This is a genomic window from Halostagnicola bangensis, assembly GCF_054653435.1.
In genome coordinates, this window is the sequence record NZ_BAAIGG010000002.1 from 673,674 (window position 1) to 698,265 (window position 24,592).

The 24,592-nt window shown below is 61.1% G+C and carries 27 protein-coding genes; 12 read left to right on the plus strand and 15 right to left on the minus strand.

Annotation, left to right across the window (positions count from 1 at the left end):
- Positions 1-46 precede the first annotated feature (46 nt).
- The 4 genes from ACYQ14_RS05015 (at position 47) to glmU (ending at position 3,392) form a co-directional block, all read left to right on the plus strand.
- A complete protein-coding gene (locus ACYQ14_RS05015; protein WP_459885433.1) occupies positions 47-637 on the plus strand; it encodes an OB-like fold-containing membrane protein in 591 nt (196 codons plus the stop codon).
- Positions 630-1,133, plus strand: a complete 504-nt coding sequence (locus tag ACYQ14_RS05020) for a metal-dependent hydrolase (protein ID WP_459885436.1) — start codon at positions 630-632, stop codon at positions 1,131-1,133. Before ACYQ14_RS05015 ends, ACYQ14_RS05020 begins: the two co-directional genes overlap by 8 nt.
- Positions 1,134-1,443: 310 nt before the next feature.
- On the plus strand, positions 1,444-2,088 hold the full coding sequence (locus ACYQ14_RS05025) for a hypothetical protein (protein ID WP_459885438.1): 645 nt from the start codon (positions 1,444-1,446) through the stop codon (positions 2,086-2,088).
- Positions 2,089-2,210: 122 nt separating this feature from the next.
- Entirely contained in the window at positions 2,211-3,392 is a 1,182-nt protein-coding gene (gene glmU / locus ACYQ14_RS05030) for a bifunctional sugar-1-phosphate nucleotidylyltransferase/acetyltransferase (RefSeq protein WP_459885441.1), read from the plus strand.
- Positions 3,393-3,448: 56 nt separating this feature from the next.
- Here the strand turns inward: glmU and ACYQ14_RS05035 are convergent, their stop codons facing one another.
- The 3 genes from ACYQ14_RS05035 to ACYQ14_RS05045 form a co-directional block, all read right to left on the minus strand.
- On the minus strand, positions 3,449-4,240 hold the full coding sequence (locus tag ACYQ14_RS05035; protein ID WP_459885444.1) for a VOC family protein: 792 nt from the start codon (positions 4,238-4,240) through the stop codon (positions 3,449-3,451).
- 88 nt (positions 4,241-4,328) lie between these two features.
- Complete coding sequence (locus ACYQ14_RS05040) at positions 4,329-6,005, minus strand: Na+/H+ antiporter NhaC family protein (protein WP_459885447.1); 1,677 nt, start codon at positions 6,003-6,005, stop codon at positions 4,329-4,331.
- A 107-nt stretch (positions 6,006-6,112) separates the two neighbouring features.
- On the minus strand, positions 6,113-7,222 hold the full coding sequence (locus ACYQ14_RS05045; RefSeq protein WP_459885450.1) for an OBG GTPase family GTP-binding protein: 1,110 nt from the start codon (positions 7,220-7,222) through the stop codon (positions 6,113-6,115).
- Positions 7,223-7,477: 255 nt separating this feature from the next.
- On the opposite strand from ACYQ14_RS05045, the gene ACYQ14_RS05050 reads away from it, so the two are divergent.
- Together ACYQ14_RS05050 and ACYQ14_RS05055 are read left to right on the plus strand one after the other, a co-directional pair.
- Positions 7,478-7,681, plus strand: coding sequence for a VNG_1110C family protein (locus ACYQ14_RS05050; RefSeq protein ID WP_459885453.1), 204 nt, complete (start codon positions 7,478-7,480; stop codon positions 7,679-7,681).
- Positions 7,682-7,979: 298 nt separating this feature from the next.
- On the plus strand, positions 7,980-8,972 hold the full coding sequence (locus ACYQ14_RS05055; protein ID WP_459889982.1) for an arsenic resistance protein: 993 nt from the start codon (positions 7,980-7,982) through the stop codon (positions 8,970-8,972).
- A gap of 29 nt (positions 8,973-9,001) precedes the next feature.
- Here ACYQ14_RS05055 and ACYQ14_RS05060 read toward each other — a convergent pair whose 3' ends face one another.
- The 3 genes from ACYQ14_RS05060 to ACYQ14_RS05070 form a co-directional block, all read right to left on the minus strand.
- Positions 9,002-10,270, minus strand: coding sequence for a TiaS agmantine-binding domain-containing protein (locus ACYQ14_RS05060; protein ID WP_459885456.1), 1,269 nt, complete (start codon positions 10,268-10,270; stop codon positions 9,002-9,004).
- A gap of 242 nt (positions 10,271-10,512) precedes the next feature.
- Positions 10,513-10,848 (minus strand): 2Fe-2S iron-sulfur cluster-binding protein, encoded by a 336-nt coding sequence (locus tag ACYQ14_RS05065; RefSeq protein ID WP_459885459.1) that lies wholly within the window; start codon positions 10,846-10,848, stop codon positions 10,513-10,515.
- Positions 10,849-10,988: 140 nt separating this feature from the next.
- A complete protein-coding gene (locus ACYQ14_RS05070) occupies positions 10,989-11,531 on the minus strand; it encodes a hypothetical protein (RefSeq protein ID WP_459885462.1) in 543 nt (180 codons plus the stop codon).
- Positions 11,532-11,706: 175 nt separating this feature from the next.
- Between ACYQ14_RS05070 and ACYQ14_RS05075 the strand changes: the two genes are divergently transcribed.
- Positions 11,707-13,116, plus strand: coding sequence for a geranylgeranyl reductase family protein (locus tag ACYQ14_RS05075; RefSeq protein ID WP_459885465.1), 1,410 nt, complete (start codon positions 11,707-11,709; stop codon positions 13,114-13,116).
- Between the two features lie 123 nt (positions 13,117-13,239).
- Here ACYQ14_RS05075 and ACYQ14_RS05080 read toward each other — a convergent pair whose 3' ends face one another.
- Positions 13,240-14,511, minus strand: a complete 1,272-nt coding sequence (locus ACYQ14_RS05080) for an amidohydrolase (protein ID WP_459885468.1) — start codon at positions 14,509-14,511, stop codon at positions 13,240-13,242.
- A gap of 159 nt (positions 14,512-14,670) precedes the next feature.
- On the opposite strand from ACYQ14_RS05080, the gene ACYQ14_RS05085 reads away from it, so the two are divergent.
- Positions 14,671-15,687 (plus strand): DUF8054 domain-containing protein, encoded by a 1,017-nt coding sequence (locus ACYQ14_RS05085; RefSeq protein WP_459885471.1) that lies wholly within the window; start codon positions 14,671-14,673, stop codon positions 15,685-15,687.
- Between the two features lie 171 nt (positions 15,688-15,858).
- Here the strand turns inward: ACYQ14_RS05085 and ACYQ14_RS05090 are convergent, their stop codons facing one another.
- On the minus strand, positions 15,859-16,188 hold the full coding sequence (locus ACYQ14_RS05090) for an uS10/mL48 family ribosomal protein (RefSeq protein ID WP_283834355.1): 330 nt from the start codon (positions 16,186-16,188) through the stop codon (positions 15,859-15,861).
- 157 nt (positions 16,189-16,345) lie between these two features.
- On the opposite strand from ACYQ14_RS05090, the gene ACYQ14_RS05095 reads away from it, so the two are divergent.
- Positions 16,346-16,783 carry a bis(5'-nucleosyl)-tetraphosphatase gene (locus tag ACYQ14_RS05095; protein WP_283834356.1) on the plus strand — a complete coding sequence of 146 codons (438 nt, stop codon included), beginning with the start codon at positions 16,346-16,348 and terminating at the stop codon, positions 16,781-16,783.
- 132 nt (positions 16,784-16,915) lie between these two features.
- Positions 16,916-17,953 carry a DUF5787 family protein gene (locus tag ACYQ14_RS05100; RefSeq protein ID WP_459885474.1) on the plus strand — a complete coding sequence of 346 codons (1,038 nt, stop codon included), beginning with the start codon at positions 16,916-16,918 and terminating at the stop codon, positions 17,951-17,953.
- 65 nt (positions 17,954-18,018) lie between these two features.
- Here the strand turns inward: ACYQ14_RS05100 and ACYQ14_RS05105 are convergent, their stop codons facing one another.
- Both ACYQ14_RS05105 and ACYQ14_RS05110 read right to left on the minus strand, forming a co-directional pair.
- Positions 18,019-18,522, minus strand: coding sequence for a DUF5797 family protein (locus ACYQ14_RS05105; RefSeq protein WP_283834358.1), 504 nt, complete (start codon positions 18,520-18,522; stop codon positions 18,019-18,021).
- Between the two features lie 107 nt (positions 18,523-18,629).
- Positions 18,630-19,922 carry an MFS transporter gene (locus ACYQ14_RS05110; protein WP_459885478.1) on the minus strand — a complete coding sequence of 431 codons (1,293 nt, stop codon included), beginning with the start codon at positions 19,920-19,922 and terminating at the stop codon, positions 18,630-18,632.
- Positions 19,923-20,077: 155 nt separating this feature from the next.
- On the opposite strand from ACYQ14_RS05110, the gene ACYQ14_RS05115 reads away from it, so the two are divergent.
- Positions 20,078-20,386 (plus strand): transcription factor S, encoded by a 309-nt coding sequence (locus tag ACYQ14_RS05115; RefSeq protein WP_283834360.1) that lies wholly within the window; start codon positions 20,078-20,080, stop codon positions 20,384-20,386.
- A 285-nt stretch (positions 20,387-20,671) separates the two neighbouring features.
- Here ACYQ14_RS05115 and ACYQ14_RS05120 read toward each other — a convergent pair whose 3' ends face one another.
- The 3 genes from ACYQ14_RS05120 to ACYQ14_RS05130 all read right to left on the minus strand — a co-directional run bounded on the left by ACYQ14_RS05120 (position 20,672) and on the right by ACYQ14_RS05130 (position 22,396).
- Positions 20,672-21,406, minus strand: coding sequence for a methyltransferase domain-containing protein (locus tag ACYQ14_RS05120; RefSeq protein ID WP_459885482.1), 735 nt, complete (start codon positions 21,404-21,406; stop codon positions 20,672-20,674).
- A complete protein-coding gene (locus ACYQ14_RS05125; RefSeq protein WP_283834362.1) occupies positions 21,403-21,792 on the minus strand; it encodes a nascent polypeptide-associated complex protein in 390 nt (129 codons plus the stop codon). The genes ACYQ14_RS05120 and ACYQ14_RS05125 overlap by 4 nt, the downstream gene beginning before the upstream one ends.
- A 115-nt stretch (positions 21,793-21,907) precedes the next feature.
- Entirely contained in the window at positions 21,908-22,396 is a 489-nt protein-coding gene (locus ACYQ14_RS05130) for a PUA domain-containing protein (protein WP_459885486.1), read from the minus strand.
- A 149-nt stretch (positions 22,397-22,545) separates the two neighbouring features.
- On the opposite strand from ACYQ14_RS05130, the gene ACYQ14_RS05135 reads away from it, so the two are divergent.
- Positions 22,546-22,734, plus strand: a complete 189-nt coding sequence (locus ACYQ14_RS05135) for a hypothetical protein (protein WP_459885489.1) — start codon at positions 22,546-22,548, stop codon at positions 22,732-22,734.
- Between the two features lie 83 nt (positions 22,735-22,817).
- Here ACYQ14_RS05135 and ACYQ14_RS05140 read toward each other — a convergent pair whose 3' ends face one another.
- Positions 22,818-23,315, minus strand: a complete 498-nt coding sequence (locus ACYQ14_RS05140; RefSeq protein ID WP_459885492.1) for a LabA-like NYN domain-containing protein — start codon at positions 23,313-23,315, stop codon at positions 22,818-22,820.
- Between the two features lie 84 nt (positions 23,316-23,399).
- Positions 23,400-24,224 carry a M48 family metallopeptidase gene (locus ACYQ14_RS05145; protein ID WP_459885495.1) on the minus strand — a complete coding sequence of 275 codons (825 nt, stop codon included), beginning with the start codon at positions 24,222-24,224 and terminating at the stop codon, positions 23,400-23,402.
- Positions 24,225-24,592 lie beyond the last annotated feature (368 nt).

Consider the following 24,592-nt stretch of genomic DNA (forward strand, 5'->3'; position numbering starts at 1 on the left):
ACCCGACCGACACCACCAAGTACCGACCCCGTGACCCACCGAACGAATGGATCGGCGACGAAGACTCGCAGTCGGCTTCATCCTCTCGCTCGCACTCCTTGGGCTCTGTGTCCACTACGGGGCGACCTCCGACGAATCGTGGCCCCACCCAACCGGCGACCAGCTCGCCGAGAATCAAGACGAGTACGTCGGCGAGCGCGTGTTGCTATTCGGCGACGTACAAACGATCGGCGACGGGACGATCACCATCCACGTCACCGACGACGACGGTGACATCGCCGCCGAACTCGAGGTTCGAAATGTCGACCCCGACGATGACCTCGAGCCGGGCGGTGTCGTGCAAATCTACGGGGTCCTCGAAACGGAGTCGACGACGTCGCTGGACGGATATATGGACGCCGAAGAGCTGGTTGTCGTCGACCAGAGCCCCGACGCAACCCTGTACAAGCACGTCGTCTCGGCTATTGGCGGACTGCTCGCCGCTGGATTCTTCCTTCGACACTGGCGGATCGATTACCGCCAACTTCGATTCGAGCCCAGAGACGAAACGCCGTCCCGCTCGAGCGGATCGGGCGATAACGGCGACTTGAACTCAGGCGCGACAAACGATCGAGAAGGGGTGAACACGCGTGGCTGAACTCCTGTCGCACGTTCTCTTTGCCTACGCGCTGTTCACTGTCGCGAGCTGGCGACTGGAGTGGCTCTCGAAGCGATGGGTCCCAGTCGCGGTGGTAGGTGCCATCCTGCCGGACCTGAATCGTATCGGGCTTCTCCTCGGGGAACCCACCATCGAGGCGGTCCTCGGCGTTCCGTTTTCTTTCGATGCGATTCACACGTTCGGGGGCGTCCTTGTTCTCTCTGGAATCGGTGCGATCGCCTTCGACAGACGACGGCTGCTGGCGTACGGCATCCTCGTGGCCGGCGCGCTTTCACACCTTCTGGTCGACGCCCTCAAGCTGTACGCCGACGGGAGCGCCGCCGCCTGGTTGTATCCGGTGACGTGGTATCGACACCCGTCGCCGAACCTGTACGTATCGTCGGATTCCGGTGTGCTCGCGGTCGCCGGGGTTCTCGCACTGAGTGTTTGGCTGATCGACCGATATCGGGTCGACACGACCAAGCAGTCCCCCTGAACGACTCGGGTTCGCCCGGACACCGATACCAACCGGACTCATCGAACGTCGATACCCAATCGGGCTCTCTCGAGCGATCCGTCGCTGGTCGCCGCCGTGTTCGCGCTTGAGCGTCCAATCGAACCCACAGAGGGGAAGCTCTTTGTGAACGTATCCGGTTTAATCACGTATGATCGTCGCGAGTGAGCAATGTCGATAATCGACAACGGGCTGTCCGATAGTCCCAACACAGTCCGGATCTCGAGTTTGGCGTCCCCCGTCGCCATCGACGCGTCCGCTCTCGAAGCCGTTCCGGTCCGTTGGCCTACCCATGACTAACAACGCACTCGAGAAATCGCGCGCCGTCGGGTTCGTCCGATGGTGTCGATCCGTTCTCCGGGCACTTCTCGAGCCGCCCAAACGTGCGGGCAATCGACTCGCCAGATACGTGAGAGGGTCGTACATCTACCGGTGGCTCACGGCCGAACCCGAACCGGAGGTCATCGTGATCGACCTCCGCGAGACCTATACCGTCGGGCCGTTCATCCGCGGGTTCGATCGGGTTCTGGAAACCCTTGAGGCAAGCTACGGGGGCTCGAGAACGGAATCGCTCGTTGTGAACACATCCGAAGCAGTTCGGGCGCGCCCGATCCGGATGCTGGGGATCGTCGGAATCGCCTTCGTGACCGTCTGGCTACTCGCCACAGGCCTGACAGGCGCGCTCTCGACGGGGTCGATCGCGGGACAATTCGTCCTCCTCGTCGTATCACTTCTCGCGCTCCGATCGACGCGTTCGCTCGAGCAGGTGCTCGAAACGCGAACCGCAAAGGTGCTCATTTCCGCGTTTGAACCGCCCGAACCCCCCTCTCGTGCGAGCGAAACAGAACGGTCCCGATCGTCGCCTTCCGACGAGCCACCGCAGTCATCGCCTTCCGACCAAGTCACCCAGTCGCTTGAGGAGTCGGACGACGCTTGAGGGAACCGTTTCCCGGCCACCCGAAACGTCCGGCGTCGTTTCTTTTCCGACGGCGTTAGCCCGGCCCAGTCAGTGAGGATCGAACCACACCATTAACTCGCGGCCCATAGTAACATCGTTCGATGAAAGCTGTGGTTCTCGCCGCCGGAGAGGGAACGCGAATGCGTCCGCTCACCGCGACCGCCCCGAAACCAATGCTCCCGGTCGCCGACCGCCCGCTGGTTGCACATACCGTCGACGCGGCAATCGACGCCGGCGTCGACGAATTCGTGCTCGTCGTCGGCTACGAGTCCGACGCGGTCGTCGACTACTTCGGCGACAGCCGAAGGGGCGTCCCGATCAACTACGCGGTTCAAAGGGAGCGCGCCGGGACGGCACACGCCGTTTCGACCGCTCGAGAGCACCTCGACGGTCCGTTCGCCGTCCTTAACGGAGACAATCTGTACGACCCTGACGCGATCGATCGACTGCTCGAGTCCGGACCGTCGATCGGCGCGATCGAAGTCGATAACCCGTCGAACTACGGCGTTCTCGAGACCGCAGGCGGGTCCATCGAGAGCATCGTCGAAAAACCCGCGAAGCCGCCGACGAACCTCGCCAATGCCGGCGCGTACGTCTTCCCCGAGGCGGCGGCTGGCTGGCTCGAAGTTCCCGAAAGCGAACGCGGCGAACACGAGATTACGGACGTGCTCGCGAAGACGATCGACGAACACGACGTGACACCCGTCGTCATGGACCACTGGATGGACGTCGGACGCCCGTGGGAACTGCTCGAGGCAAACGAGTGGAAACTCGGCGAACAGGGTCGGCGACTCGAGGGCGAAGTGAGCGACGACGCGAAGCTCACCGGCAACGTCGTCGTCGAGGAGGGCGCGACGGTCGAATCGGGGGTCGTCATCGAGGGCCCGGCGATGATCCGATCCGGCGCGTCCGTCGGGCCCAACGCCTACGTTCGCGGCGCGACGCTGATCGACGAAGGCGCATCCGTCGGCCACGCCGTTGAAGTGAAAAACAGCGTCCTCATGGCCGGCGCGACGGTCGGACATCTTTCCTACGTCGGCGACAGCATCCTCGGTCGAGACGTCAACTTCGGGGCCGGAACGACCGTCGCGAACCTCCGCCACGACGACGAACCGGTCGAGTTTACCGTCAAAGGAAAGCGCGTCTCGACGGACCGGCGAAAGTTCGGCGTTGTCCTTGCTGACGGCGTCAAGACCGGGATCAACACCAGCCTGTATCCGGGCATCAAACTGTCGCCGGAGACGACGACCAGCCCGGGCGAAGTTATCGAGCGAGATCGGTGAGAAGTCGATAGATAATCCGGTTCCGTTCCGAGGTTACGAAACCGAAACAGCTGATTCTAGAACGGGAACAGCGAGTCGGCGTTCGGATCGCGAGTTAACAGTTCGATCTCGTGGCCGTCCTGGTCCTTCGTGAACGCGTACATGTTGTCGTTGCTCTCGGGATCGCGGTAATCGGCCGCTTCTCGAGTCTGTAACTGCTCCCAGTCCTCTTCGAGGTCGTCGACTTCGACGCAGAGGTGCCCCCAGGCGTCGCCCATCTCGTAGCTCCGGCCGTCGTAGTTGTAGGTGAGTTCGACAGTCATCGCCTCGGTGGCGGCGTCTTCGGGCTTCATGAAGTAGTTCGCGAACGTGTCGGACTCCCAGCGGCCATCGTGTTCGTACTCGAACTTTCGGGTCCAGAAGCCGATGGCCTCGTCGGCGTCCTCGACGCGGATCATGGTGTGATCGAGCGACCACTTCGGGCCGTAATCGCGCTTGACGATCTCGATCTCGTGGCCGTCGGGATCTTTGACGAACGCGTAATTCCCGTCGCAAGATTCTGGATCGCGGTAGTCCTCGACGCCCTCGTCCATCAGCTGCTGGTAAGAGGACTCGAGTTCGTCTTCGGGAACGCGAACCGCAATGTGACCCCAGGCGTCGCCGACCTCGAGGTCGTCCTCGCCTTCGTTGTGGGTCAACTCGAGCATCGCGCCCTCCTCGTGCATCTCTTCGGGTCCGAGGTAGACGATGGTGAAGCCGTCGCCCTCGAAGCGGTCTTTCTCCTCGTAGTTCAGGTGGGTCTGGTACCACTCGAGGGATTCGTCCAGATCTGCAACACGGGCCATGACGTGATCGAGCGTTCCGTCCATGTCCAGGAGTACGTTAGATAAATCTAAAAGCGTGGCGAAGGCGGCGGGCTATTCGATGAGTTGACTTGTCTGGGGGGAGTTGGCCGATCTAATCGTCGAACGATCGCTCGGATTCGTCGTCGGCCGCCGGTGCGCTCGAGGTGACAGGATCGACGCCCCGCCGACGCGCGTCGAGTTCCGAGAGTCCGTAGACGAGTCCGACGAGCAGGAGAACGCCGAGCGGGAGAAAGACGATCGGCGGGACGTTTCCGAACCCGTGCAGGAGATAACAGAAGACTACGACGGCCATCACGGTTCCCGCATAATAGAACTGCGTCCGAACGTGGTCGATCAGGTCAGCGCCGGTAAACGTCGAGGAGAGCACCGACGTATCGGAGATCGGGGAGGTGTGATCGCCGAAGATCGCCCCCGAAAAGACCGCGCCGACGACGACGGGCATCAGTTCGAACGAGCCGGTGAGCTCGTAGGCGACGGAGATGGCTATTGGCGTGATGATCCCCATCGTCGCCCACGACGACCCCATCGTGAACGCCACGAAGGCGGCGACGAATAAGATGACGAGCGGTAGGATCTCGACCGGGAGGAAGTCTCCGACGGCGAGAGCGACGAATTCCCCGGTTCCCAGGGCCTCGGCGACGTCGCTGATCCCCCACGCGAGGACGAGAATCGTCACCGCCGTGAGCATTAGACTGAATCCGTCAAGCACCGTCTCAACGCTGTCTCCGAGGCCGAAGAGACCGTATCCGATGCCGATCGCGATCGCCGTCGCAACCATGGCGAACGAACCCCAGACCAGCGCGCCAGCGAAATCGCCAAGACCGACGATGTCGACGAGCACCTGCACCAGACCCGTTTCGTTCGCAGCCTCCGAAAGTGTCGTCGGAGCGCCTTCTTCTGCCTGCTCGGCGACCCATTCCTCGTGACCAGTCTGAAACGCACCGGCTAACGTGACGGCGATGAGGACGACGACCGGCGCGAAGAACGTCCGAAGCATCGGCTTCTCGTCGATCGGTTCGCCGAGATCCTTCTCGACCTCCTGCAACGGTTGGGCGTCCTCGCGGCTGACCTTTCCGGTCGACCGCGAACGGCGTTCAGCGGTGAGCATCTCTCCGTAGTCTCGACCCGTATAAACGATGATTCCGACCATCACGATCGCGAGCAGCGCGTAGGTGTTATACGGGATGGATCCGACGAACGTCTCGAACGCCGAGGGCGTTTCGCCCGCGGTATCGAGTCCGTCATAGGCGTCCGCGATGAGCGAGAGCTGAAAAGCGACCCAACTCGAGAGGCCGATCGTCGCCACGGGCGCGGCCGTCGAGTCGACGATATATGAGAGCTTTTCGCGGGAAATTCGGAGCTGATCCGAAATCTCGCGCATCGTGCTTCCGACGATCGCCGTGTTCGCGTAGTCATCGAAGAACATGAGCATCCCCAATCCCCACGTCGTCAGGCCGACGTTTCGTTGGGTCTCGAGGCGGGCCGTCGCCCATTGCCGGACGGCTGTCGCGCCGCCGAGACGCCAGATAAGTGCGACACCCGAGCCGAGCAAGAGCGTAAAGAGCAATATCTGGACGTGAAAGCCGTCGTCGGCGATGATCGCGCCGACGATCCAATCGAACGTTTGGCCGATACCGAGACTCTCGGTGTAGATAATTGCGCCAGACCAGATGCCGACGAACAGCGATAGCATCGGTCTACGGGTTACTATTGCCAACAGGATTGCCAGGAGCGGTGGCAACAGCGAAAGGGCTCCGAACTCAGACATGCTCGGAGAACGGACTATCGGCGGAAATAATTCCCGGATCGATACGAGTACTGAGAACGTCGGTGCGATGGAAAATTTCGGAGCGGATTATCCGTCGGAACCAGTCCTCACCGCCGGAGAATCAACTTGAGCACGTCCTCGTCCTCGAGCACGTGCTGATCGCCGACCTGCTGTTTATCGTGGGTCGCGCTCGGGCCCGAAACGCGGGCGAACCGGAATCGCTCTTTCATCTCGCCGCCGAGTTTGTCGACTGCATCCTCGATCGTCGAGCCGCGCTCGAGCATGAGCGGTTCCTCGTAGTCGACGCCTCGGCCTGGCTTGTCCATGTAGACCCGAATAAGATCTAAGTTCTTCCAGAGGCGGTCCTTGAGCGCCTCGAGACCTCTCTCCTCGTCGGCGCTGATGAACGTGACTTCCTCGGGATCGAGCCCGCGTTCGCGAAGTTGCTCGTCGACGGTCTCCTTGTAGTCGGGTTCGATCAGGTCGACCTTGTTCACGCAGGTGATCGAGGGAATGTACTCGCGGTTTTCCATCAGGCCGTCGATCAGTCGATCGATATCGACCTTCTCGCCGAGGTTCACGTCGGCGTTGACGTAGCCGTGTTCGCGCAACACGTCCGAAATCGTTTCCTCGTCCAGATCCTGATCGGCGCTCGAGGTGATCTTGATGCCGTCTTTGATCTTGGGGCGAACGGTCACCCGCGGCGGTTTCTTATCGACGCGAATGTTGATGTCGTAGAGTTCTTCTTGCAGTCGATCGTACTGCTCGATCTCGAACACCGAGAGGACAAAGAGGATGAGGTCCGCGTTCCGCACGACCGAGAGGACCTGTTTGCCGTCGCCCTTGCCCGTCGCCGCGCCCTTGATCAGTCCCGGGACGTCGAGCAGTTGCATGTTCGCCCCGCGGTGTTTGCACATTCCGGGGTTGACATCCAGCGTCGTGAACTCGTAGGAGCCGGTCTCGCTTTCGGCGTTGGTCAGCGAATTCAACAGCGACGACTTGCCGACGCTCGGAAAGCCGACCAGCGCGACGGTCGCATCGCCCGTCTTTTCGACATCGTAGCCGGTACCCCCGCCCGCCGAGGACTGATTTTGAAGCTTCTCTTTTTTCTCCGCGAGCTTCGACTTCAACCGGCCGATATGCGCCTCCGTCGACTTGTTGTAGGGCGTGCTGGCGATCTCTTCTTCGATTTCGTCGATCTCCTCCTCGAGCCCCATTTGCCTAAACGCAACCGTTCGTCCCGAAAAACCCTTTCCATGCGACGCGGCGAACGAGATCCAGTTGCTCCCACAGCGTTCAATTCCAGTGAGATATCCCACCAGTAGCTCACACCTCACGATAGGCTAGCGACTAGAAACTACCAACATAGTGTAAATTTGTTTTATCGCCAGTGAAAGTGCTTGTTTCATTACCAATACTAGCCGAATTCCGACACACATAAAATGGGTCGTAAGCACTGTCAAGCTACGAGAATGTCAAACCCGTCACAACTGCGTGATAGCACCCAAATCGTCGTTCATCGTGAGGTGCTCCGAGAGTACGAGACGCAGTTAGCCGACGAGTTTACCGTCACCGTCTTCGACGAGAACGACGAGTACTGTCGGATCATCGGCAGTCCGGTAGAGATCAAAGAAGCGAGCGAGTTCCTGATGCGATGCGGCGTGAACATCGCCTGATTGTGATTCGCCCTCGAGTGGCGACAAACCCTGTTGAATGCTCGAGAGTTCGTCGGAGAGAGTGCCGTCGTGCTCGGCGAGGGACTCCCAGTGGGGGAGTACAAGGTGCCGGGCTGCCTCGAACTGATCGGCAGAGAGGTCGCTCCAGGTGCTGACACGCAACTGGTCCGTGCTCTCGAGTAGCTCGACACACCCTGCGAGAGCGGTCGCCGAGCCGGTCGCCGTCGCCGACAGAAACCGGCCTCTCGAGAGAGCACGATCGAAGCACCTTCACGAACTGAATCCATTAGCAGTTCCCGTGAACGTCGTCGAGCGGTTCCAGACCGGGTTGGTGCTGGGCGGAATCGTAGTCGGGCTCGGCGCCGGCCAGATAGCCGGCGTTCCGACGATAGCGGAGTCGCTTCTCCTTCCCTTTCTCATCGTCATGCTCTTTGCCGCGTTCGCCGGGATTCCTCTTTCGAAGCTCCGACGAGCCTTCGGGAATCGTCGCGTGCTCGGTGCGAGTCTCGGCGTGAACTTTCTGTGGAATCCGCTGCTCGCGGTCGCGCTCGGAGCCGCCTTCCTGGTCGATCACCCCGCGCTCTGGGTCGGTTTACTCATGTTGCTCGTGACCCCCTGTACCGACTGGTACCTGATCTTCACCGATCTCGCGAACGGCAACGTTCCTCTCGCGACTTCGTTGCTTCCCTACAACCTCGTTCTCCAGCTCGTCTTGCTTCCAGTCTATCTGTATGTCTTCGCCGGCACGCTCGTCGACCTCCAGCTTCGATTTCTTCTCGAGAGTGTCCTTCTCGTATTGTTCGTCCCACTGGTCCTCGCGGTGGTCGTTCGCCGAATCGTCGTTACGCAAAAGGGCGAAACCTGGCTCGAGAACCGATTCACTCCGATCCTCGGCCCGACGCAGGTCGTCTTTCTTTCGCTCGCGATCGCGGCGATGTTCGCCTCCCAGGGCGACGTGCTCCTCGAGCGACCCGACGTCCTGGCGGTGCTCGCCGTTCCCGTCCTCGCCTTTTATGGTATCAACTTCCTTCTCGGTCTCGCGATCGGTCGGGTCCTCGACTTTTCCTACGGCGAACTCGCCTGTTTCAACTGTACGATCCTCTCTCGGAACTCCCCCACCGCGCTGGCGATCGCGGTCGTCGCCTTTCCAAACGAACCGCTCATCGCGCTGGCGCTGGTGATCGGTCCCTTACTCGAGTTGCCGCTTTTGGCCGTGGTCTCGAGACTCCTCCGGGGGGTAGACGAACGGGGATGGGACGACCTCGAGACGGTCTCGTGGAGCCAACAGTAACTCATCTCCCCGCGAGACGAACCGTCGTGCTACCGCTCTGGATGCGTCGGTGCGTCGAACTCGCCCCGGACCAGGGGTTTCGCGATGTGTCGACGCGCACACGGCGGCACTTCGTACCAGCCATCCTCGAGATCGCGCTCGAGCGGGATGAGCGGTTTTTCGTCCGTGTCGGTCCCACAATCCCGACAGCGATAGCCCTGATCGCGCCCGGCGCTTTTCATCGTCCGGCCGCAGTCGGGACACGTCGGCGTCACGCGTTCGGTTTCGACGAGTTCTCGAACCGCGAGCTTCTCGAGTTTGAGGGTCCCACGCGAGACCTCGCCGCAGACGGTGATCCGATCGCCGACCCGAAGCGAGCGCACCCGGTCGCGGAACCGCTTGGTCGGCTCGAACGCGGCGCACTCGAGACGGTTCTCCGCTGCATCCTCGATCGTGACGAAGACGTGCCCGCCACGTCTCGTTTCGGGGGCAGTTGCGACCCGGCCGTCGAGTCGATAGGCCCAGCCGTCGCGGGCTGTCGCGATCGTTCCATCGCGAAGGTGTGCGTCGGTTCCCTGGTTCGTGAGGAATAGCCGGCTCGAGTCGACGGGCTCGGCGTCGATCCGATCTGCGACCCGCCGGACCGTTTCGGAATCGTCGCCCCGGATTCCGTGGAGAATCGGACCGGGCGTGTGGGGGACACAGACCGTCTCGTCTTCGCCGCGGTCGACGGTGTCCCAGACGTCCGGATAGCCCCACTCGGCGGCGGCGAAGACGCTCTCGTGATCGACTTCGCGCGTCGTTCCCCACCGTTCGGGCTCGCGATAGCTGATGTATTCCGCCGTCCACTCACTGAGCGATCGCCAGCTTCCGATCGCCGCCAGCGCGCCGATGCGTCCGCGGCCGTTGCCCGCGCCCCAGGATCGATACCCGCGCTCGTCGATCAGAGTCGCGGCCTCGGAAATCTCGAGATGATCGCGAATCGCATCGACCGCGAACGCGCCGACCGATTTGGGGATCGACTCCGGTCCGTGGTCGGCGACGACGAGCCCCGGATTCGTGCGCTCGTCGGCCGTTTCCGCCAGCGACTCGAGTGAGTTGTGCGCGATCTCGAACGCGCGATCAAAAGCGCAGTCAGCGTGGATCGCGAGCGCGGCGTTTCCGCGGGTTTTGTGCTCGACGGCGGGATTGAGCCGAACCAACAGGAGTCGAGCGACGTCGCCCTCGTCGCGGAGTTGCTCCGCGATTTCGGAAGCGACGTACGTAGTACACATCCCCCGCTCTCGAGAGTCCGTATCGTCGAGCCCGACGATGGTCATTGGCCGTCGTTAGCGGGCGAAGGGGTAACGCCTTTCGGAGCGCTCCCGAGTTGGGAGGGGAGTTTGGGACCAGTCCAAGAGGAGCGCGGACGAGAGCTTGTTTCGAGGACAACAGCAATCGAATCGAATAGATCGCGAGCGCGGCGAAACAGGACTCTCTGTACCAAAGACGGGGCGACGGAGAAAAGCGACGTGACGGCAGTACCGCAGCGGAGACGAAAATCGGGCGGGGAGCCGAACGGTTAGTCGTCAGCGGTCGCCGTCTCGTTTCCCCCCTCCGAATCGATTTCGGCTTCGATGCTCGGCGGGTACTTCCCGCGCTCGAGTTTGAGGTCGGATTCCGGACGCGCCATGCAGGTGAGTGCGTAGGCCTCGGCCTCGGCCTCCGTGAGTCCACGGGCCGCGGGCTGGGTAACCTCCCCTTCGATGATTTCCGCAGAACAGGCCAGACACATGCCGACGCGGCAGGAGTACTCCTGGGCGATACCCTCCTCGAGACAGCGGCTGAGGATCGTCTCCTTGTCCGAGCAGGTGATCGTCTCGTCAGTGCCGACGAACTCGACGGTGTACTCTGTCATATCGCTCGATACGAAAGACCACATTAAAACTCTTTATTACGGATCTGTCGTGTCGGTACCGACAAAACTCGTTCTCGAGTACTGATTCTACCCGAGACAGGAGTCTCGAGCACCGTGACAGCGATGAGTGCTTTCGAGTGCTACTCGGCAGAGCCCTTCGAACGCTCGTGGTACCAGCCGCCGAACGCGCCGAGGGGAACGATCAACCAGCCGGCGAACACGAGCGCGAACTGGAACGCCGGAAGCGCGAACGCGAACGCGAGGGTGATCGCCTCGACGGCCGTTACCGCCCCGCCGAGAAGGTTGTAAAGCGCGATCACCAGCCCGACGCTCAACCCGCCGGCAACCATGCTCACCATCGACGTGCACGTGCCGAGTACCGCGCCGAGCAACGGGTCGGAGGTTTCGGGATCGATCTGTCGCCAGAGGATGGTCCCGACGACGAGCGAAGCCGGAATCGCGAGCGGGACGAAGAACGCCCCCGCGAGGACGCCGAAGCTGACGAGGTCCTGGCCGGAGACGGCCGCGAGCGCCCCGGTGTGTAAGAGAACCATCGACGCACCAAACCAGAGCACGACGGCGAGCAATCCGGTCGCGGCCATCGCGATACCGCCGCCGATATCGTGCCGGTCAGCGTAGGGAAGTCGCCCGGGACCGAACCGGCGACACAGTGATCCAGTCATTATCACAACAATTCGGACACAACAACCTAACTTCTTGTATCTAGTTTCGGACATGTAGTTCTGTCCCTCGAAACCATCGGCGGTCCCATCGCCGCTTCTCGATTCGCGTTCTGACCCTCTCGAATCAACGAATAACACGAAAAACGTTTTCTTACCCGGGTGACCACTCATAGGTATGAGTACGCAGGAACAGTCGGCTGCCACTATGACGCCCGAGACGCGCTCCCCCGACGTGGTCGTCGTCGGTGCGGGAACTGCAGGTTGCTACGCGGCCGCGACGGTCGCACAGGAGGGCTACGAAGTTGTCGTCCTCGAGCGGAAAACCGAAGAAGAGGCGGGCCACATTGCGTGTGGCGACGCGTTGAAGGGAGCCGACGCGTTCCCCGACGCCATCCCCAAGTCCCAACTCGAGCCGGCGTTTACGAACACCGGCGTCGACCATGGCCGCTTCGAGATTCCACAGGAAGACACCGTCCTCGAGATCCCGGTTCCGGGCGAACTGGCCGTCATCGACCGCTGGGAGTATGGACGACGACTCATCGAAGGAGCCGAAGACGCGGGCGCGGATTTCCACTACGACACCGTCGTTCAGGATGTTTTACAGAACGGCGACGACGGGCGAGTGACCGGCGTAAAGGCGATGTGCAAGGGCCAGCCCCGGACCTACGAGGCCGACATCGTTATCGACGGCGCGGGTTCGCTCTCGGTACTCCAGGATCACGTCGACTTCTCGAGTTCGACGTTCGATACAAACGTTACCTACTCGCAGTTCTGTTCGGCATACCGGGAGATCGTCCACGTCGAAGAGCCGGTCGAGTGGGACGACGCGCTCGTTTTCAAGCCGACCGAACGCGCGGCGGGCTACCTCTGGTACTTCCCACGCACCGACACCGAGATCAACGCCGGGCTGGGCTTTCAGATGACTGAGGAACCGATGGAACTCGTCGACGACCTCAAACGCGACCTCGAGAACCGCGAGGAGTTCGAGGGTGCCGAGGTCGAGGATAAACTCGGCGCGGCGCTCCCAACCCGCCGACCTTACGATTCGGCCGTTCATCCCGGATTCATGTCCGTCGGCGACGCCGCCGGCCACGTCAACCCGACCACCGGCGGCGGGATCGCCGGCGCGGCCTACGCCGGCAGTTACGCGGCCGACCAGGCCATCGAGGCCCTCGAGACCGGCGACTACAGCGAGGAAACCTTCTGGCGATACAACGAGCGCGTTATGGACCACTTCGGCGCACGATACGCGGCCCTCGACGTTTACAACATCCTCTCGACGGCGGTCGACATCGACGACCTGATGGGACTGCTCGCCGCGATGCCCGGCGACAAGCTCGCCGAAGCGCTCTATTCGGGAAGCGCGGATATCGGACTCAAACTCAAACTCGAGTCCCTGATCAAGAGCCGCGGCCACTGGGGGACCATCTGGAACCTCTACCAGACCAAACAGCGAGCCGACGAGTTGCTGGCCCATTACGAAGACTATCCCTCGAGTCCGGCCGAGTTCGACGCTTGGCAGGCCGAACGCGACGAGTTGATGGAACAGGTCTACGAGACGACGGGTGCGGATCCGAAGTACTGACGCCGCGACTAGCCCGATCGTCGACTCGCTCTCGATACGCTCTTTTTCTCGGTTCGATGGAATTCTCGAAGAAGAGACACGGGTTAATAACGATATCCTAACGGTCGTCTCGCCTGGCCCTCATCAGGGACGGTCTCGAGCGATCCGTTCAATCGCACCCGACAGCACGTCGATTCCGTGACCGATGCTCTCCTCGTCGACGTCGAAGGTGGCCGTGTGATGGCCGCCCGGATGGTCGGTGCCGACGCCGACGTAGCAGGCCAGTCCGCCGTTTTGCTGGACCTCGCGCATCAGGAACGTCGCGTCTTCGCTCCCGCCGAGTTCGTCGCGCTCGAGGATCGAATCCACGCCGTCGACGCTTCCCGCGGCGTCCGCGACGATGGAGACGAGCTCGTCGTCGCTGTGTGCACTCGGTGCCTCGGCACCTGTCTCGACCTCGAGTTCGCAGTCGTGCATCTCGGCCGCGGACCTGAGGACGTTCCGAGCCTTCTCGTCCATGTACCGCATCAGTTCGGTCGTCTCACCACGAACTTCCGCGACGAGTCTCGCCTCCTCGGGAATGACGTTCGCGGCCGAGCCGCCCTCGATAACGCCGGCGTTGATCCGCGTCGCACCCTCGGCGTGGCGCGGAATTCCGTAGAGGTTCTGGACCGCCGTCGCGAGCGCCTGATTCGCGTTTCGACCCTGTTCCGGGTGGCCGCCCGCGTGCGCCGACTCGCCGGTGAACGTCGCCTCGAGGTGGACAACCGCGAGGAATCCCTCGACACCCGCGACGACCTCGCCCGTCGGGTGATCGAGACCGATGTGCACCGCGAGCAGTTGGTCGACGTCCGCGATGTGCTCGCTCTTGGCCATCGACTTGCCGCCGCCGACGACCTCCTCCGCGGGCTGGAAGAAGACCTTGAGCGTTCCCGAGAAATCGCTCTCCCGGATCGCCTCGAGGACGCCGATGCCGATCGTCGCGTGGGCGTCGTGGCCGCAGGCGTGCATCGCGCTCTCGTGTTCGGATCGAAAGCCTCCCACGACGGGAGCGTGATCCGCATCCTCGGACTCTTTCCGAGGCAAGCCGTCGATATCAACCCTGAGACCGACCGTCGGCCCCTCTCCTTGCTCGAGAACTGCGACTGCACCCGTATAGCCGCCCTCGAGGGACTCGAGGACGGACTCGTCGATGTCGTACGCCGATGCTTGTTCGTACCACGCCGACAGCTCCTCGTCGTCCGGCAGCCCCATTCGGTGTTCGTCGGCGAGCGCGTCCGGACCGACGTGAAGTTCGTCGGGGTCGAGTTCCTCGAGTTCCTCGACGATCCGTGCGGTGGTGTAGAACTCGCGCCATGCCGGCTCGGGTCTTCGATGGAGATCGCGGCGAAGGGAAACGTGTGATCCGCTGGTCATAGCTATTCCTTCTCAGGAGTCCCCAAAACTGTGCCGGACACAGTGGCCACAAGCGTCGAAAAGACAATATCCACCATTCGAATCGGCAATCGGGAGAATTGAAGCGTCGAGTCCGGACCCCAAAATTAAACAATATATGAGTTCGATGATACGGATGAAATGAAGATTGATGTCGTTGAAGCGCTCCATCAGCCGGAACACACCGGCGAAAATCGATGCGAGCCGTGCACGATTTTGAACCTGATTATTGCCGCTATACTGAGTTCTCTCATCGCACGCAAATCGAAACTCGGCGGCCTGATCGCTATCGGCTGTTCGATCGGAGTAATATATCTGCGAGGGTATCTCATTCCGGGAACTCCGACGCTAACGAAGCGATATCTCCCTCCAGAGATTCTCCGTTGGTTTGGAAAAGATCCGGAGCCGGTGGTCGCATCCGGACTCGGATCGCTCGAGACAGCGACTGATAGCGAGCGGACCGTAACTGATGGAACGGACAACGCCGGAGCTACCGATCCCAAAGCGTCGTCGACCTCGAGTGCGACGGACGGGGAGTCCCCAGCCGGCTCGACTGAAGACGCAGACGGGAGCCAGTCCGAATCCGCCCCTATCTCGGAATCGGGTCAAGCGGACACCAGTGACGAGGGGCACAAAGAAGGGATGGATCTCGAGACGTACTTTTTGGAGCAGAATATTCTCGAGCCGTGCGAGGACTCGGAAGACCTCTGTCTGACCGAAGCGTTCGAAACCGCGTGGTTCGAAGCGATCGAACCGATCAATTCCTCGGATATCTCCGCACCGGCGGCCGTCGAGGCGTTCGGATTCGACGAAGATCCCGAGGAGTTTGAACTCGTTACACGTGACGACGTCCATACCCTCCGAGCGAACTCGAGTCGAACCGGCCAGTGGCCCTCGCGTCCGGCACTCGTCGCAGACATCGCCGCGAGTCGCGTGTTCGAATCCTGGATCGGCGATTGGGAGACGTTCGACCCCGCCCAGAAGGGACAGATTCTGAACAGTCTTCGAATGTTTCTCGAGACCTGTCCGACGACCAACGGCGACATTCAGATGGGCGAAGAGGTCGTCGAGTCCTGCTGTAGTTCACACAAAGTGTTCGCCGTTACCTGCGAGGACACCGGGGAGCGGCTCTTCGAGCACCGCATCACCGACGTATAGCTGACCGCTGGGCCGCTTTGAGGACTCAGTTCGTCTACGACTGGCGAAACGACAGCAGGAGAACGAATCATGTTTCTCGGGACCGATTCACCAAGGGGGTGCCAAACTGACGAATCACAGTGCCAAACAGCGGCTTCTCAAGTATGACCTACGTTGCAAGTAGTGATCGTCTCACTTACCCATGTCGTGAATCTGTTCGACTTCGGCTTCGATGTGTATCGACTCCGGAAAGTTCTGGGACGCGATATTCCGGGCGAGGTTATCGTGTCCGTGAATCTCGAGTTCGCGCGTGAATACGGTGTACTCCCACGAGGAGAATCGCCGTTCGTCGTCGTTGTGGAGCCGACAGTGCTGCGGGACCGAGAGCCGTTCCGGCGGATGGGAGTGTGGCCCTTTCAGCGCCGCTCCCTTTCGTTCGGCGGTTTCTTTGATATCCTCGACGAGACCGTCGAGGGCGGCTCGATCGCCACTCTGGAGGATGAGGCGTGTTACGAAGGTCATAGCTGGTGTTGTAGACACGTCTTCGGCGATGGCGTAAAAGCTTGCTGAGATTCGCTGGCGGTCGGTAGACGGAGCCGTGTCAGACGGAGCCGTGTCATGATCTAGCGTCAGGAGACAGTCCGATATTCACTTAACGCCGCATCCATTATTCTCTGTAATGGCAGTCGAAGCTACGAGCGCAGGCGCGATCCTCTTCCGCGATACGCGGGGCCGGCGCGAGTATCTTCTACTCAAGAGCCGCCCAGGCGATTGGGAGTTTCCCAAGGGCGGTGTCGAAGGAGGCGAAGAACTTCAGCAGACGGCTATCCGCGAGGTAAAGGAAGAGGCAGGTATAGAGCAGTTTAGATTACTTGATGGCTTTCGCGAGGACTACAGCTACGTCTTCGAGGCGAACGGGACGACGATTCACAAGACCGTCCATCTCTTTATCGCGAAATCCTTCGAAGCGAGTGCCGAACTTTCGAGCGAACATCGCGACCTCCAGTGGCGCGATTACGAGCAAGCGGTCAACACCGTCACGCAGGACGGCCCTCGAGAAATCTTCGAACAGGCCCACGACTACCTCGACGTGCTCGAGACAGAAGACGAGATCTGAGCGAAACTCGCTTTCGTGTGAGGTACTCGAGAGGTGCCATAGCAACTGGTGAGTTCCTGGGCGTTTGAAAGCTAGTAACTACGCCCGCCGAGACCACAGCACATTTCGATACCCCACCCCTACTGCCGACCAGTGAGTCTCCACGGCAACTCCGAATTCGGGTTCGAACTCGCCTGCTGTCGGTGGGTCGAGCGAGAGTGGCCACTCGAGGAGGCGGACTGCTCGGTCGTCGTCGCCCGTCAGCTCGGCACGAAGCGCCGACGGTGGGATACGATCGTGCTCGAGTGCGATCCCGAAGGACTCAGACAGCGAGCCCGCTTCGGTCCGGAACGCCTCGACGGCGACCTGCTACACGTCGTTCGAAACGCGCCCGAGGAGTGGACCTACTATCGCGATGCGCTCCCCCATCCCGGCTATCCCTGGCGGTACGTTCGCGAGTCGATTCACGAAGCCGACGATCGGAGCGTAATCGAGACTCGTCGGAACGGCAACCGAATCGAAATCCGCCGGAAGTGGCCCTACCCGGACTGGCTCGAACGAATCGTCGCCATTGAGAACAAGCCCGACCTCGACGCCAGCGCCGCCCGAACGCTAGGGCCGCAACTCGAGTACGACGTTGCGATGTCGCTGGCGGACGAAGTCTGGGTGGCAACCGAGGCCACAGGCGACCGCGTCGAACCCGCACTCTTCGAGAGGCTCCCGGTCGAAGCCGGTATCCTCTCGCTCGAACTCGAGGGACTCGATGCCGACGTGGCGTGGCATCCCCGAACCCTCCCGGTGGCGACTCCCGGAACGCGAATCGTCGAGCGGCCGAGCGGGAGCGCGCGGGACGCTTCAGCCGCCCGATTCGAGTACGTCGATTCACAGGAGAAAGCCGACAGACGGCTCGAGATCGCCGAACGAGCCTACGAGCGCGGTTGGCGCTCGTTTGCCGAGACGATGCGGCCCGATTGCAAGGCGTACGAACTGCGCTCACACGACCAGTTCCTCCCGTACTGTCGGGCGAAGGATCGCCTTCCGACTGCGGCTGAATGTTCCGGATCGTGTCCGTCCTACGAGCCCGAGCCGCCCACCTGGCGAACCCGCGGGTGGCCGATCGAAGGGGGACCCGGCAAGCGACTGCAGAAACTGCTGGAAAAACGACGGCGGCGATACCGACCTGGGCTGTAGCAATCGGTCGGATTCGCCGTTGCAATCACCCGTTCTTTCCTCCCCGATCGCACCGTTCGTTCAGTTCAATCCGAGACAGAAACCTCGAGGTCGTCGCGGTCGACGGAGAGGCGAAACGTCGGCACCGTCCGATACTCGACCTCGACGACGTCTTTCCGGCGGAGACTCTGGAGGCCGGATCGAACGTCCTCGCTCTCCGGATCCGCGTCGTAGGCGTCTCGAAGCTTGTGGAGGACCGAAACCACGCTTTCGGATTCCTCGTCGGGTCCGGCGAGTACCTCGACTATCTGTGCGTGTAACTCCGGAACGCGAATCGCCGACGGAGCGCCGTCGCTGTCGGGATCGCTGACGACGCCGGGTTCGACATCGACCAACTCCGCGGCTTCCGCGGTCGCGCGGATCAAACTGTTGTCGTCGCGAAAGTAGTAGTCGCCCAGATCGTTCTCGAGGATCTGATGGACCTCGCTGCCGCTTTCGACCCCCCACCGGTCCTGTAGTTCCGAGTTTTTCGTCGGCTGTAGTTCCACTACGTCGGCCAACCGTTCTCGAGCCTCCTCCGAGAGCGTCATCGTCGAATCGTATGTGGATCCGGTACTTTTGCGTTGCGCCCTGTCGATCCGAATTTCGGTTCCGACGGAGATCGCGGAGAAGAGCCGTCCTGTCAGTGGAACGCCACTCAGCTTCCGATACCGGGGAGCGTCGTCGCCGTCTCGAGCGTTTCCTCGACCTGCGTGAAGACCAGCGCCGCGCCGACAGCCGCGATCACTGCACCGAAGACGAACGGCACCGCGAACCCGTATCCGATCAGGAGACCGGATGCGAGGGGGCCGATTGCGATTCCGAAGCCGAACGCCATCGTGAGAACCGACAGTTTGGTTCCGGACTCTCCCTTTCCGGCGAGGTCACCGGCGAGTGCGAGCGACGGCGCGAACACCATCGCACCCGCGACTCCCTGCAGAAGTCGGGCGAGCAGCATCATTTCGGAGGTATCGATGAACCCCTGAACGAACGTCGTCGGGACGAGAAAAGCCATCCCGAGCACGATGAACGGCCGCCGACCGTACCGATCACAGGCCCGACCGATCGGCGTCTGGAGCAGAACCTGTGCGATGACAAAGGCCGCAAACTGGAGGCCGAACCACGTCGAACCTTGCTCGAGATGCTCGTTGATCTGCGGTTGGATCGTCGCGAAAAGTCCGATCGTAGTCGCCAGAAAGAGCGTCGCCACGCCTAACGTGAAGATCGGATCGAAGAAGTTCGATCCAGACGGATCCCGCACGGCGATCGACATGTCGGCACCCGCGTTTTCCCTGGTCGATTCGGGGTCTGCGATGAGGATCGTGACCATCACGTAGCTAATCGTTGCGGTGATCGCCGCGACGTAAAAGGCGGCGTCGAATCCGGCGATGGAGAAGCCACCGAGGAGGGGAATCGAATACGGACCGGCGTTGACGACCGCACCCGCCGCGACCGGACCGGCACCGAAGCCGATCAGCCGAAAGGTGTTGTAGACGCCCATATTCCCGCCGCGGTCTTCCGTGGTCGCAATCTCGTTTACCAGCGCGATCGATGTCGGAACGATAAAAGCGACGCTGAGCCCTTGTAATCCACGAATTGCAACCAGCGAGAGATAGCTTTCGGCGAAGACGTAGGCGAGGTTCGTTACCGCCAGTCCAGAGAGTCCGACCAGGATGAACGCTTTTCGCTTCCCCGTCCGATCGGAGAGCCGCCCCGTAAACGGCTGGAAGCTGCTGTTGACGAACCCGAACAGGGAGAGAATGCCGCCGATTATCACCGACTCCGCGAGCCCGAAGGTCACGCCCGTTATGATATCGCTGCCGACATAGAGAGGAATAACGACGATCAAAAACGAGTTCCCGACCCCGTCCGCCATCCGTGCGAATGCGAGCGCGAGAACCTGACGATCGACTACAAATGCAGAGTAGATCTGTCGAAAGAATGTCGTCATCTTTCAAAGGGTCAGAAAGCCATCCAAATGATGGTTTCGAATCGAAATGCCTTCCACACGACTCTCCGGCCCCAGCGCCGGATCGATCCGTTCCAGCTCGAGTCGAGCCGGTAACGGGTGGCTTAAGTTACTTGGACTTCGTAGCCCGTACACTGATGGAGTTTTGCGACGAATGCGGTTCGATGATGAAAGCCGAGGACGGCACGTGGGTCTGCGGTAGCTGTGACTTCACGAAGCCGAAAGGTGACGCCGCAGAGTACACCGTAACTGAAGGTCAGGAAGCCAGCGAGGTTATCGAATCCTCCGGCGAGACATCGCTTCCCGAAACCGACGCCCTCTGCCCGGAGTGTGGCCACGATAGAGCGTACTGGTACATGAAACAGATCCGTGCCGCCGACGAATCCGAAACGCGGTTTTTCATCTGTTCTGAGTGCGAGTACAAGTGGCGCGAAGACGATAACTAGACCTCGAGTACGAGCGATTCGTTCGAAATTGCTCCTCGACGCTACACGTTCGTTTCGATCGGTACTGGCGCTCCCGCCTCAAAAATAATGTCGATCGAGAGGGGGGACCTCTGGTCACGACGTCGACAGTGCCCAAACCGTCCTCATGCCTCTGACAATGCCCACGACGGTTCACGATTTCCCACGCTGTAGCCCGTTTCTAGCGGGCAACGAAACGTGGTTCGGCCCGTAGAATAGGATGATGCCTGAACTGTAAAGGATGGTCCGCTACCTACTGGAAAGCCGTCACTCGTTTCGAGCGATCGTCAAATACCCCGTGTGACCGACGGGTGCCGTCGACGGTCGCGAGCCGCGCTCGTCGAAATCCATCTCTCGCTGGATCGTCTCCCGAGTTCGCACGTTCGAAAGGCCGGCTTCTCGAGCGGCCGTCACGACGTCTCGAGTCGATTCGACGAAGGGGCTGTACACCGCGAGGAAGCCCCCTTCGATGAGCAGGTCGGCCGCCGACGCGACTATCGACGGGGCGTCGCCGGTGTCAAGCGTGAGGACGTCGAACGACTCTTCGGTCAGCGAACCGAGGTCGTCAGTCACGTCGCCCGCACGGACATCGACACGATCCTCAACGCCGCCGAGGACCATGTTCTCGCGTGCGACCTCGGCGAATTCGGAATCGCGCTCGTAGGTCACGATGTCTGCGCCGGCGCGAGCCATAAGCGCCGCGAGGACGCCCGTTCCGGTTCCGGCATCGAGTACCCGATCGCCGGTCGAGATACCCGTTTCACCGATAACCAGTCCGATATCGCGAGGGACCATCGGCGCACCGGTTCGTTCGAAGTGGTGAAACAGGTCAGGGCCGCGGAGCCGTCTGACTCGGAACTCGGTTCCCAGATGCGTCTCGAGAGTCGTTCCGGGTTCGACGTCTTCGGGAACATCGAGGACACCGAGGTCGGTTCCGAACTCTTCGCCTGGTGCGACGAGGTACTCCCGATCGTCGCGAACCAGCAAGACGGGGACCGTCACTCGAGTTCCGCGACCGTCGCCGCGAGATCGCCGTCGTTTTCCTCGAGCGCTTTGCGGGCCTCGTCCTCGCTCGCGCCGGTTCGCGTGACGACGAGGTCGACGTCGTCTTCGTCGACGCCGCTCGAGTCGCTACCGCTATCGGCGTCGGCGCTGTCGAGTGCGGTCGCTGAGCCCGTCTCGCGCTCTTCGGGCGTTCCGATGACCTGATAGGTCTCCTGTCCGCGTGCGTCCATTTTCGTCACTTCCGCGTCGGTAAAGACGAGGTCGTGCTCTGCGGTGCGAATGATGACTTCTTCGGCGTCGATATCGTCGACGTCGATCCCCATCTGTTCCATCATCTGTTCCATCTTGCGCGGGTTCAGTCCGCCGCCGCCTCCTCCAAACATACTCGGACTCTCGACACCCGCGACCTTTTACCCTGCGGTCTGGAACGCTCGATTCGAAACGTTCACCGTAACGGGAGAAACCGACGATACGAGAGAAACGCACGACGAACGAGAACTACTCCGCTCGCGGAACGCCATTACGGACTGTTACCGCCATTCCCGTCTCGAAGTCCGCGATTCCGCCGGCATCGAGCTCTGCACGGCCGACCGCGATCACCTCGCCGCGTTCGTGGACCACCACGACCTCGTCTCCCGGCCTGATCTCCTCGCCCGCCTCGAGGACGAACTTCGAGAAGACGTTCTTGCCGTCGCGCACGAACGGCTCGCTTTCGTCGTCGACGACGACGCGGTAGGCCGGCGACTCGAGCGCCGAGACGAGGCGTCGGCCGCCTTCGATACCCAGCGTAAAGCGACCGTCGGTTCCAAACGAGACGATTCGACCCGTCTCGGCGAGAACTTGTTGTGGACGCCCCGAAGAGGTCCGCTTGATCGTTAGTGACCCGTCCTCCGGAAACAGCGTCTCGCCAGCACCGGACCCGAACTGGTAGTCGGCGATCGTCCGGAGGTTCGAAATGCCGGTTCGTCCGTCGGCTCGTTCGCTCATTACTCCCCGTCGGGACTCGGCGCTCGAAAGGGTGTCGAAGGCGATCTGTCCGATCGGCTCGCGACGCCCACGGTCGAGACTCTTCGACCGGAGAGACCGAACGAGATAGTGAAAGTTATAAAACATCGTTCGCAAGGGACGACTATCGCATGGACGTCACACAGATCGGCCTCGGTCTCGCCCTCCTGGGCGTGAGCAGTCTCACGCTTACCGGACCGGCTCTCCTCGACTCGAGCGCGTTCGGATACGCGGTTCCGCTCGCCGCAGCGCTCGTCGCCGCCGGTGCACTCATGATCGGCGTCGTTCGAAACGATGTCGACGCCCGCGGTCATCACTGAACGGCACGGGTTATCTTGGAAGTTCCTCAGGTTTCCGTTCGCGTTCTTTTCGTCCGTGTTTGGGCTCGGTACTCGAGAGAAAGTTAGAGGAGAAACGTCTCGTGGCGTTCGCCGAGGTCGAGGAACGTATCCGCGGCGTCGATGAGCTCCTCGGCGGTCGACGATTCGAACGCCATCACCTCGACGCGGACGCCTTCGTGGCGGAGGTGCGAACAGAGCCGGGAGAAGTCCCCGTCGCCGGTACAGAGAACGAGCGTGTCGATGTGATTCGCCAGCGTGATCGCGTCGAGGCTCATCCCGACGTCCCAATCAGCCTTCTTGGTCCCGTCGGAGAATCGCTTGATGTCTTTGATCTTCGTCTCGAAACCGATGTCCACCAGCGCCTCGAAGAACGTCTCCTCTTCGGGTGAATCCGCACGGATCACGTATGAAATGGCGCGAACGAGCTGTCTGTCCTGGACGGCCTTCTCGAGCAGGGCCGAGTAATCGATATTGCGGCTGTGCATACTCTGGGCGGTATGATAGAGGTTCTGAGCGTCGACGAGGACCGCGACGCGCTGATTCGGATGAATATCTGTCACACTCGCGTATGTGACGGGCGCACGTAAAAAAATCGCGTCGTAGCGGTCGTAATGCGTTCCGGTTCGCGACACCCGTTCCGGTGGTTAGTATCGGAGTTTCTCGATCCGCTTTTCGGTCGGCGGGTGGGTCGCGAAGATCTTTTCCATGATGCTCTTGTCCGAGTTAAGGATACAGAGCGCGCTCATGCTGTCGTCCATCTTTGACTCCTTGCCCTGTGCGCCCTGAGAAATCTTCTCGAGTGCTCGCGCGAGCGGGTCGCCGCTGCCGATCGCCTGACGCGCGTCTTCGTCGGCGACGTACTCTCGGTAGCGCGAGATGGCCAGCACGAAGATCATCACGAGCATGTTTGCGATCGTCGACGCGACCATTGCGATGATGAACGTTCCAATGTTTCGTTCGCCACCCATTAACACCGCGAAGTAGGCGACGTAGCCGACGATCATCCCGATGGACTGGCCGACGACCATCGTGATCACGTCCCGGTTTTTGATGTGAGCGATCTCGTGAGCGATGACGCCCTCGAGTTCGTCGCGCTCGAGCAGGTGCATCAGTTCGTTCGAGATGCAGACCACTCCTGCGCCTTTTCGGCCGACGGCGAACGCGTTCGGAACGCCCATATCCATGACCATCAGTTTGGGCTTTTTGACGCCCATGTCGCGCGAAAGCGACTCGGTCATCTGATGGACTTCCTGATACTGTCCCTCTTCGGGCATCTCTTCGGCTCCGCGCAAGGCCATCCACTTCCCGATTTTGTACTGGATCGCCGGGAGGACAATGATCCCGACGAGTAAGACGGGGATCAGTGGAAGACCCAGCATCACCGACAGCACGGTCGCTGCACCGATATACAGTGCAAACAGGATGGTACCAACGACGACCATCCGAAGTTTCAGTCCGAAATCTGTCATAGAGTGGTATTGGTAAGCCGATGGCATAAGTTACGCGAAACGTGATGACATATGCTACCACACGAAATCAATCGATTTTGGACGCATCCATGATTAGTCTAACCGACGCTGTCGCTTTCAAGGACCGGAACGAACGGAGATCAGACGGCGAGAACAGACGCCAACACGATCGTGCGAAAAGCGAGAGGCTGAATGTGAGTAGGCGCCGAATCCATAACGGATAAGTTCGTCCGCTCTGTTCTTCTCCGTATGCGTCGCTTCGCTCACCGATCGGCCAGCCCGACCGTGAGCGGCGCGAAACCTCGTTTTCTGAAAAAACGTGCCTGAGAGTACTCGAGGCGGAGTGGCGATCCGTCTCGGGTGCGTTT